This is a genomic window from Microvirga aerophila (assembly GCF_003332305.1).
Lineage (GTDB): Bacteria > Pseudomonadota > Alphaproteobacteria > Rhizobiales > Beijerinckiaceae > Microvirga > Microvirga aerophila.
Map to the genome: position 1 here is coordinate 1 of NZ_QOIO01000096.1, position 10567 is coordinate 10567.

Below are 10567 nucleotides of genomic sequence, written 5' to 3' on the forward strand. Positions count from 1 at the left end.
TGGGCTGCTCCTGTGTCGCTGGCTGCTCGAAGCAGCCATGCTACCTCACCGCTGGGTGGGAGCCGTCCACAGCATCAATTGCAGACCTTCCGCTCAGTCTTGCTGGCGCATATTAACCGAGTTGCCCATTACAAGTCGCTCGGTCATCGGCAGCTCGATCGTGCAGCGCAGGCCATCCGGCTCGAACGCCTGAATGGTTTTGGCCTTCAGCTCATAGGTCAGGGTGCGCTCCAGCAGATCGGTGCCGAAGCCGCGCCGCCTGCGCTTGGCCACCCGTTCTGGCCTCCCACACTCCTTCCACTCGAAAATGAGCCGGGGCGGATCGGTGCCGTTCTGGACCCGCCAAGAGATCCGAATGCGCCCCTGCGGGACTGACAGAGCTCCGTGCTTCACGGCGTTCGTTGCCAATTCGTGAATAGCCAGCCCGAACGTCTCGGCAGCCTTGGGCTGCAGCCGCATCGCGGGCCCTGTAATCCTGACCTGCTCCCCCTCGCGTGCCGCATAGGTGAGAAGCTCGTCGGCGACGAGTTCAGTGAGATCCAGGCCTGCCGCCGGATCGCGGGCCACAGCGGTTTGCACCCGGGCGAACGCGTTGATGCGCCCGTCGAGGTGCATCGCGTAGTCCTCCACCGACTTGCTCGCCTCAGCGGTGCGCCGGGCAATCGAGCGGATCACCGCCAGGGTGTTGCGCACCCGGTGCTGCAATTCGCCCAGGAGCAATTGAGCCTGTCTCTCACTGGCCCTGAGAGCCTCTTCGGTTTTCTTACGCTCGGTGATGTCGCGGGTGACGGTTCCGTAGCCGCTCGGTTTTCCGTGCTCATCATTTAGCGTGACAACCGAGTAGATGACCCACAGCGCCTCGCCGGTCTTGAAGTGGCGGAACCGGATCTCGATCTCGCCACGCCCCTCGCGCAGCACCTGCGGGAGAAACTCGTCACGGATGAGCGCCTGATCTTCGGGGAAAAAGAAATCCAGTACTGGCGTGTGCTGCGCTTGCTCCAAGCTGTCGAGGCCGACCAGCCGCAGGCCCGCCGCGTTGACATAGAACGGGACCAGTTGCGTGTCGCACATGCCGATGAACTCTCTGCTCGCCTCCGCCAGCGCGGCGAACCGCCGCCACGCCGTCTCGGCGCGGGCGCGCTCGACTGCCGCCCACGTGCGCTCTGCCACCTCCTGCATCAGGGCCAGCTCCGCCGGGGTCCACGTGTGCGGTCCTGGGAAGGTGGCCACCAGCAGCGCGACCAAGTGGCTCTCTTTGACCAGTGGAACCCCAGCCCAACCGCCGGTTCGGTCGGCCGCAAAGGCCCTACGCTGTTGGTCGCTGAGGCGCGGGTCCGAGGCGGGATCATCCTGGCTGATGACGTGGCCGGCCTGATAGGAAGCGGCCAGATCAGGGCTGTAATTCGATAGCCGATAGCTTCCGCTGAACCAACTGGCATCTGGGGCGTAGTCGGCCCCCGCCGGTACGATCTCCGCGTCTGACAGCGCTTCCGAGTACACCACGCGGTTGCCTCCGAGATGCTCGCGCAGCACGCGGCTGGCCTCGCGTTGGATCTCATGGGCATCCCCAAGTGGCCGCAGGACATCTGAGAGCTTGAGCAGAAACGCCTGCCGCTCCTCGCTCGCGCGCAGGGCCTCTTCGGCCTGCTTGCGCTCGGTGATATCAATGTTCATGCCAACCCACTTGCGCACTGATCCGTCCGACGCGAGCAGCGGGGCAGCGTGAACGTTCGTCCAGCGCCAGCCGCCCTCTGCGTGCTGCAGCCGGGCTTCGGCATTGAGGGGGCGGCGCTCGCGCACGGCCTCGCGCCATTGCCGCTCCCGTTCGGCGCGGTCATCGGGGTGGATCGCATTGGCCCAGCCGTTGCCAAGCCATTCCTGCAGGTTCTGACCGGTGTAGGCGCGCCAGCTCGACGAGTCGGTCGTCACCTTGCCTTCAGCATCAGTCTCCCACACGGCCTGGGCCCAGCTTTCAACCAGGCTGCGGAAGCGTTCCTCGCTCTCCTGCAGCGACTGCGTCAGCAACTGGGTAGCAATGGCATCGCTGGCTTGGCGGGCATAGATGCCGGTCAGCCGGAGGTCGCGCTCGGACAAGCGGTGCGGCTCGCGGAAATGGGTCGAGAGCATGCCGAGCGGCTTGCCCATAGGCGTGAACAGCGGCGTCGACTGCACCGCCAGATAGCCCGCCTCGCGGGCAGCCGGGAGGCTTGGGGCATAGGCAGGCTCCTGCTCGACATTATCGATCACCACCCGCTCACGGCGCGCCAGGGCCATGCCGCAGGCCGAGCCCTCCTCGACATCAACTTCGGCGAAGTGGTCGAGGAACGGCTGCTGGAAGCCACGCTGAACCACAATGCGCAGTGTTTGGGTGGCCTCATCGTAGAGCTGGATGTTACCGAAGTCCGCCCCATGCAGCTCGATTGTCGCATCCAGGATGGCGTCAAGCATCGCCTGCAGATCGGCGGAGCGGACCACCTGTCGGCTCAGCTCGTGCAGCCGTGTCATCGCCTTCAGCTCGGCGGCAAGGGCCTCTTCAGCCTGCTTGCGAGCGGTGGTATCGAGTATGAACTCGAAGGCGGTGCCGTCCGGCAGCCTCTTGGCTGCAAACAGCGCGCACCAGCGCGATCCGTCCTTGCGGAAGTACTCCTTCTCGTAGGGCGTGGTCCGCCCCGTGGCCTGCAGCTCCGCAATGGCCCGCTCGGAAGCCGCCATCCATTCCGGCGGTGTGAGTGCCTGCCAAGTGAGGCGTCCCGCCTCCAAGTCGTCACGGCTATAGCCGCCCATCGTCAGGAAGGCGTCGTTGGCATCGATGATCTGGCCCTCCGGGTCGAGGTAGATGACGCCGACCGTCTCGATCTCCAGCGCCGTCCGGAGCCGCGCCTCGCTGGCCGACGCGCGGTCGTACGCTTCGGAGAGGGCGTGGGTGCGTTCCTCCACCCGCCGCTCCAGCTCCTCCCGGGTGACTTTGACTTCGTCCAGGGCATCAGTCATCTGAGAGGCGGCCGCGGCAAAGTGGGCGAGGCTCTGCAGCAGGCGGGCATTCTCGGCATCAAACTGCCCCTCAGGCGTGTGCTTGATGGCCCAGAGCGTGCCGACCGGTTCGCCGTTCACAGACCAGGGTGCCAGCAGGGTCTCGTGGATCCGCGGCTCGATGCCTCTGAGATCCGGAAAAATCTGCCCCGCCTCGCGAAACAGGAGCAACTTGTTACGGGCAATCACCACGCCACAGGGGCTGACCTCCCGTGGAATAGTGCCCCCGAGATGGGCCGCCAGGCCGCCCACGATGGCATGCCAGCGGAAGATGCCGTTCTCGCCGCCGGGTTCGAGGATGCTGATCCCGGCCGAGTCCGCATGGCACAGCTCCAGCACCAGCTCGGCGCATTTGCGGAGCACGCTGCGGGGGCTGGTGGCCATCTCCTGCGCGAGGATGGACAGCGCCCGGCTTTCGGCCGCATGATCGGGCGCACGGGACAAACGGCGAGCCAACTCCGCGGTGATCAGCCCCTCATCGAGGCCTGTCATCGTGCGGCCGAGGTCGTCAGCGGTGGCCATGCTGACCTCCTTGCATTGATGAGGAGACCCTTCCGGGACCAGATTATCATCGGCCCCCTGGGTGCGCGCTGTCGGAGCGATGATTCGAGACGCGGTGAGCCGCCGCCTCGTGGCTCTCCCCAGCACTACCCTCCCGGGTCAGATGCAGGTAGTTGGGACTGAACAGGGCCACGGCCATGAGCGCCGGCAGATCGGGAATGGTCAGGGTCTTGCCCTTGAGCACGACGAGGTTGGCGGCCCGCAGCTCCTGCAGCATGCGATTGAGATGCACTCCGGTAAGGCCGGTGGCCTCGGCGAGCTTGGCCTGGGTAACCGGCAGCTCGCAGCTCGGCCCTTGCGTCAGGCCCACGATCCTGAGCCGGAGGAACAGCTCACAGAGGAGGTGACACAGGCGCTCATAGGCATTGCGTTGGCCGAGACTGAGCGTCCACTCCCGCTGGATCGCCGCTTGGACGAGGGCCTCGCGCCACAGCGCCTGGGCGACGCGCGGATGATGAAACGTAAGCTCCTCAAACACGGCGCGGGGGATCGCGGCCAGGGTCCCAGACGTCAATGTCCCGACCGAGTGGTCCATCTCGCCCAGGACCAAGGGACTCGGGTCGCATAGGTCACCCGGCAGCAGGAAGGCCAGGACCGCCCGCCGGCCATCCTCCAGCTGTTTGTAGCGACAGGCCCAGCCGCTCAGGATCGGGTGGATCTCGCGCGGCTCGTCGCCTTCGCTCATGAGGTCTTCACGTTGGCCGAACCGCGTTACGCGTTCGGAGGTCGCCTGCTCCAACAGGCGCTGGTCGTCGGCCGAGAGGCGGATGACCTGCTGCAGTTTGCGGATGAGAGGGTTGGCCATAAGACCCTCCAAAGAATAAACCTGACCTATCAACGCCCCACGGATCCAAACGGGCCAACCTGTGCTATGATCTTTGTGCGCTTGGCCGACTCAAGCCCCGTCTGACAGATGCCCACTGGGCGAGGAGGGGTTTTCCATGAGCCGCACTCATCCGCAGCCGAGCCTGACCGGACGCCGCGTGCTCGTCGTGGAGGACGAGTTCTTTGTCGCCGACGATCTGGTTCAGGCTCTCACCCGGCTCGGGGCAGAGGTGCTCGGCCCGGTGCCGACCCGGGACGAGGCACTGGATCTTCTGGCCACGGCGGAAAAGATCGATCTGGCCGTGCTCGACATCAACCTGGAGGACGAGGCCGTCTATCCGGTGGCGGATCTCTTGGCCGCGCAAGGGGTGCCGTTCCTGTTCGCCACCGGCTACAGCCAAGCTGCCGTGCCGACCCAGTACCGGCACGTGCCCCGGTGGGAGAAGCCGTTCAATCCGCAGACCCTCGCCGACGCCTTGCCCGCACTCCTGCGAGACCAGTGAACCGGGCTCAGACCCAAAGAGCTGCGCCTGAAATGCGCTCACAAGCGGAGCCTCTTCGACGGCTCGCTTCAATGCAGCTCCTGGCTAACCGGAGGGGCCGCTTTGGGTCATACTTTCACATTCCGGCCGCGCAATAAACGTCGGCTCTTAGGTGCCAAAGCGGACCAAGCTCTTTGATCCGGGGAGTGCGACTGCGAGGCCTTGCGGACTCACACCATTCGCCGCACACGTGGACGGATTTCGTGGAAAGTCATTTCTGGAAATGTGCTTCAGGATCCTGCCGTGCGCGCACAGTCTTCAGAACGGTGGTCGACCCGTGGCTGCCTTCCCACAGGCCTAGAGCATCGGACGAAAAGGCGGATCCACGACGTCCCACCCCTCTCCCTCGGGCAGAGGTGGAATCCGAGCGGGTCCGACAAACCGTCCGATGCTCTAGCGGTCGTTACAGCCAGCGCCGCACGCGCGAGCGGTAGCCACGGTAGACATCGCCGAACTTGCGGTCGAGATAGGTTTCCTCGCGGGCCACGACGCCGTAGCGGATGAGGAACGCGAAGAGCACCAGCATCACCAGCAGCCAAAGACTGTCGAACGCGATGGCGAAGCCAATCAGACCGAGGAACATGCCGAGGTAAATGGGGTTGCGCGTGAAGCGGTATGGTCCGCTCTCGACGATGGTGGTGGTCGGCCGATTGGTCGGAACATTCGAACCGGCCTTAGTCATCGTGATGATGGCCCAAGCGAACAGCGCTAATGCGACGACGAACACCAATAAGCCGATCCAGCCAGCAGGTATGTCGGCGGGTAGGAAGGGCCAGGGCACGAGCAAGTTGAGCGCAAGCCCGGCAAGGACGGCAAGCCCCCATGCCAGCGGCGGCCGGATGATGACGTTAGCGGTGTCTGCCGTGTCAGCCATGGCGGGACTGTGGGCCAATGTCGTTGTCTGGGTCGTGTACAGGCTACCATCAACTGCCGCCAAAGCAGACCCGCAACCCTGGATCATGTCGCTTGGCCTGCGCGAATGAGCAAACCAGTTCCGATCAAGGGAAGCCCGGATCAGTCGGTGAGAACGTAGGCCATGCCGAGCAGCCAAGCTGCGGCGATGAACGCCACGCCCAATGCCGCCAGCCACAACAATCGCTTCGTCGAGATGTTCATCGACCTCCTCACAGGAATGGCGAGGAACGCCTGCTGCAAACCACATCAGCGCTCCTCCGGCGGCTTGACGGCCGAGAACTGCCGCAGCAGCGCCAGGTCGTAGGCCGCCTTCAGGACCCCCGCGAGGACGAGCGGCCAGCCGAACGGCGACACGGTCAGAAGCCATCCGGACAGGAGCGGCGCGATGGCCGATGCCAGGCTCCGGGGTACGGCGGTGACGCTCGCGGCGGCGGGCCTCTCCTCCGGCCGGACCACCGCCATGACGTACGAGGACCGGGTGGGCACGTCCATCTGCGACAGCAATCCCCGGAGGATCAACAGGCCGAACGCGGTCCAGACCGTCGGCGCGAAGGCGGTCAGGACCAGGAAGAGGTTCGACGGAAGATGCGTGAACACCATCGTGTTCACCAGCCCGAATCGTTTGGCGATCGACACCGCCGCGAACTGTGAGACGGCGGAGCACAGGCTGGTGACGAAGAAGATCGCCCCGATGGTGGACACGCCGATGCCGAACCGCTCGCTGAGCCAGAGCGCCAGCAAAGCGTTGATGACGAGCCCGCCGCCGAAGGCGTCGACGGAGAACAGGGCCGCCAGACGGTAGACGATCCCGCGCGATGGGCCGAGCGGGGCCGGCGGGCTGTCGGTGCCGGCCTCGGCTTTGGGCGACAGGTTGCGGTAGAGCAGACACGTGAGCAGCCCGATGACACCGTACAGCCCGAAGAGAACAGTCGTCATTCCGGCCGGCGAGATAACCGGGGCAAGCCAGTCCACCACCCCAACCGACAGCGCCCCGAGGGCACCGAAGAAGGCGCCGACGAAGCTGTAGCGGGCGAACACCGCCGTCCGCTCCTCGTCGGTGACCACGTGGGCGATCACCGTATGTTCGAGCGGCAGGAAGAGGCTCACGTCACCACCGGAGGGGTTGAGGGTTCCCACAAAGGCGATCACGAGCAGCGGCCAGAAGCCCTCGATGCCGGTAAAGCCCAGTCCAGTCGCCGCCATCAGGAAACCGGCGGCCAGCAAGGCGCGACGCCTTGGAATCCGGTAGGCGACCAGTCCGATGGCGAGCGTCAGCAGGGCGGAGCCCAGCAAGGTTGCGGTCGAGATGATCCCGACGCCGAAGGCATCGTAGCCGAGACGCGAGAGATGGAGTGGCAGCAGGATCGCAACATAGCCATCACCGAAGGCGCGCAAGGACCGCGCCCAGAGAACCCGCTCGATGTCAGGTGGCAGGCTCTTTGCCCGAGCCTCCCCGATTGTCCCTGTCGCACTTTGGTCCTGGGGAATCGGACTACTCCCAGGATCAGGAGATCGCGCCGGCGAGGTACAGGACAATCCCCACGGCAGAACAGGCGGCGAGCGTTGGGATCATGCCGACCTTGAAGCGGAACATGGCGATGACGGCGGCTGCCGAGAGCAGCAGCGCCCAGACATCGACGCTCGCAAGCACAGGCGCCTCGAAGGACAGGCCGAAGCTCCGTACGGGCCATGTCTCGCGGAAGACGGTGTGGATCGCGAACCAGATGGCGAGGTTCAGCACGACGCCGACCACGGCCGCGGTGATCGCCGACAGGGCTCCATGCAGAGCCTGGTTGCCGCGCAGCACCTCGATGAACGGGGCACCCAGGAAGATGAACAGGAAGCACGGCACGAAGGTCACCCAGGTGGCGAGAAGCCCCCCGAGCATGCCCGCCGTGAGCGGTGACAGCACGCCGGGATCGCGGTACGCGCCCATGAAGCCCACGAACTGCAAGACCATAATGAGCGGCCCCGGGGTGGTCTCGGCCATGCCGAGGCCGTCGAGCATCTCGCCAGGTTGAAGCCAGCCGTAGTTCTCGACCGCCTGCTGGGCGACATAGGCCAGGACCGCGTAGGCGCCGCCGAAGGTCACGACTGCCATAGTCGAGAAGAAGGTGGCGATCCGACCGAACACGTTGTCAGGGCCGAGTGTCACGAGGAGTGCGGCCACCGGCACGAGCCAGAGGGCGAGGCAGATCACCGACACCCAAAGCGCCCGCGCCACCGTAGGGCGGGCATGCTCCGGCAACTCCTCGCCGAGCAGCGCGTCAGCGTCAGCAACCTGCTTGCCGTCCTTGGAGGGACCGTGCCCACCTCCGACCTGGAACGCCGGCACGCCCGCGCGGCCGCCGAAGAAGCCGATGACACCGGCGGCGAGGACGATGATCGGGAACGGCACGCCGAAGAAGAAGATCGCGATGAAGGCCGCCGCCGCGAGCCCAACCATGATGCGGTTCTTGAGCGCCTTGCTGCCGATCCGCACCACGGCCTGGAGCACGACAGCGAGCACGGCGGCCTTGAGGCCGAAGAACAGGGCCGAGACCACCCCAACCTTGCCGAACAGGGCATAGACGATGCTCAGCGCCATGATCGAGATGACACCGGGCAGCACGAACAGCACCCCGGCGATGAGACCGCCGAGCGTGCGGTGCATGAGCCAGCCGATGTAAGTGGCGAGCTGCTGGGCCTCGGGTCCGGGCAGGAGCATGCAGTAGTTCAGCGCGTGCAGGAAGCGGTTCTCGCCAATCCAGCGCTTCTCCTCGACGATAATGCGGTGCATGACCGCGATCTGGCCTGCAGGCCCGCCGAAGCTGAGCATCGCAACACGCGCCCAGACCCGGAAGGCCTCGCCGAGGCTGACACCATGCGGCGGCGCCGCGGTACGGTCTCGGGAAGCTGTGGCGGTTGATATGTCCGTCATGTCAGGCTCCCTGCTTCCTCACGGGCCAGTTGTGGGTCTCGTCGGTGGCGTCACGGCACCAACGGTAGAAGGCATCGTAGAGTGCCATCCCGGCCTCGAGCTGCTCCAGGTCGTCGACATACATCCGCGAGAGCCCAAGCGAGGCGGCCAGCAGTCCCGGTGCCTCGGGCGCGAGATCCGTACGCGCCGTGTCGGCGCCGCGCACGATGGTGGCGAGCCGCAGCAGGGGTTCCGTCGTGAGGCCGAACACCTCGACCATGGTGTCGAAGGTGCATTTCTCGCCGCGATGGCTCCAGAAGACGTCCGCGCCCTCGATGTCGTAGGGGGCAGCCCCGAAGCGTTGCGCCACGGCGGGAACTTCGGACGGGCTGACGAACAGGAAGACGGCCTGCGGGTCGACGAAGCGCCGGATGAGCCAGGGACAGGCGATTTGACGGCATGACGACGCGTCCTTGCTGAAGGAGAGCTGGACGCGATTCTTCGGCATAGCGCCTCGTGAGGGGATCGCAGCCCCCATGAGGCAAGTAGGTATTGCTCTCCGGTTTTTGTCAATAACCTGGATCCAGCAGACGTAACCCGCGGCTGGCGAGGGTGGCGTCTCCCGACAGCCACTCCTGTTGCCAACGCCGTATTTGCAAGTGCGCCCAACGTCCGCTCGGGGTCAAACTGAACCTTTACGCGAACCCATGGGAAGGTCCGCTTAACTTTGCTCTTACGGAAGTTCAGCTTAGGTCTGCCCGGTGCCAAAGGGCGAAAATCCTCTTCTTGCGTAGGGCAAAACCATCCAGATCCGTTGAAGGCTGAACAAGCAGGCCCCTATTACTCGTCTTCTCTCCCCCACGGTATAATGTCGGCCATGTCAGCCGATCTACGGTTCGCGAAATATCGCCTACCGTCCGGCCTCGGCTTGCACGTGGCCGAGCAGGGGCCGGAGGACGGCCGGGCCGTGCTGATGCTGCATGGTTATTCCGATTCCTGGGTGTCCTACAGCCGCATTCTCCCGCTCCTCCCGACGGACTGGCATGTGATCATGCCGGACCAGCGCGGGCATGGAGACTCCGACCGCCCCATGGACGGCTATGCGCCTGCCGATTTGGCCGGAGACGCAATCCAGCTCATGGACCTACTCGGCATTGCAGAGGCCGCCCTGGTCGGGCATTCCATGGGGAGCTTCATCGCCCGCACGGTCGCGGCTCAAGCTCCCGAGCGCGTTGAACGCTTGGTCCTCGTTGGCTCGGCCGCGACAGCGCGCAACGCGGTCACGCAGGACCTGCTGCGGGAGGTCGAGGCGCTCGACGATCCCGTCGGCGGGGACTTCGTCCGCGCGTTCCAAGCCAGCACCATCCACCGCCCGGTACCGGCGGCGTTCTTCGAGCGAGTCGTGGCCGAAAGTCTGAAGCTCCCGGCGCGGGTTTGGCAGGCCGCGCTGTCCGCCCTTCTCGCGGCCGATCCCGCGCCGGATCTCGCTCGGATTCGCTGTCCAGTTCTGATCCTGGGCGGCGACCAGGACGGCGTCTTCTCGCAGGAAGAGCAGAAGCACCTCGCGACGCGCATCCCCGGCGCGATACTCAAGATCAGCCCCGAGATCGGCCATGATCCCCAGTGGGAGGCGCCGGACGAGGTCGCGCTCGATCTGCACGCGTTCCTCCAAGGCCCGAATGACCTGACCGGGATTTTGAACCAAGCGGATTGAGAGGCTACTGTATGCTTGCAGATGTGGGTAGCTGCTGTGCAATGGCCTCCAGTGTAACGGGTGCGGGCGGCCGGTAGCCCA

7 protein-coding genes and 1 pseudogene are annotated in these 10567 nt (G+C 65.3%); 2 read left to right on the top strand and 6 right to left on the bottom strand.

What is annotated here, in order from left to right; genetic code table 11:
- Positions 1-93 precede the first annotated feature (93 nt).
- Positions 94-3552 carry a PAS domain S-box protein gene (locus DRB19_RS27465; protein WP_114189160.1) on the bottom strand — a complete coding sequence of 1153 codons (3459 nt, stop codon included), beginning with the start codon at positions 3550-3552 and terminating at the stop codon, positions 94-96.
- 46 nt (positions 3553-3598) lie between these two features.
- The gene (locus DRB19_RS27470) at positions 3599-4396 is read right to left on the bottom strand and encodes a Crp/Fnr family transcriptional regulator (protein ID WP_114189161.1); all 798 of its coding nucleotides are present in this window, start codon (positions 4394-4396) and stop codon (positions 3599-3601) included.
- A gap of 136 nt (positions 4397-4532) precedes the next feature.
- On the opposite strand from DRB19_RS27470, the gene DRB19_RS27475 reads away from it, so the two are divergent.
- A complete protein-coding gene (locus DRB19_RS27475; protein WP_114189162.1) occupies positions 4533-4919 on the top strand; it encodes a response regulator in 387 nt (128 codons plus the stop codon).
- A gap of 442 nt (positions 4920-5361) precedes the next feature.
- On the opposite strand, the gene DRB19_RS27480 is transcribed toward DRB19_RS27475, so the two are convergent.
- The 4 genes and pseudogenes from DRB19_RS27480 to DRB19_RS27495 all read right to left on the bottom strand — a co-directional run.
- Positions 5362-5919, bottom strand: coding sequence for a methyltransferase family protein (locus tag DRB19_RS27480; protein ID WP_245439865.1), 558 nt, complete (start codon positions 5917-5919; stop codon positions 5362-5364).
- A gap of 200 nt (positions 5920-6119) precedes the next feature.
- Positions 6120-7268, bottom strand: coding sequence for an MFS transporter (locus DRB19_RS27485; RefSeq protein ID WP_245439866.1), 1149 nt, complete (start codon positions 7266-7268; stop codon positions 6120-6122).
- Positions 7269-7377: 109 nt separating this feature from the next.
- Positions 7378-8793 (bottom strand): chromate efflux transporter, encoded by a 1416-nt coding sequence (gene chrA / locus DRB19_RS27490; protein WP_114189164.1) that lies wholly within the window; start codon positions 8791-8793, stop codon positions 7378-7380.
- Position 8794: 1 nt separating this feature from the next.
- Positions 8795-9226 (bottom strand): annotated as a pseudogene (locus DRB19_RS27495) (chromate resistance protein ChrB domain-containing protein); the annotation flags it as partial.
- A 423-nt stretch (positions 9227-9649) separates the two neighbouring features.
- On the opposite strand from DRB19_RS27495, the gene DRB19_RS27500 reads away from it, so the two are divergent.
- Entirely contained in the window at positions 9650-10486 is an 837-nt protein-coding gene (locus DRB19_RS27500; protein ID WP_162815913.1) for an alpha/beta fold hydrolase, read from the top strand.
- Positions 10487-10567 lie beyond the last annotated feature (81 nt).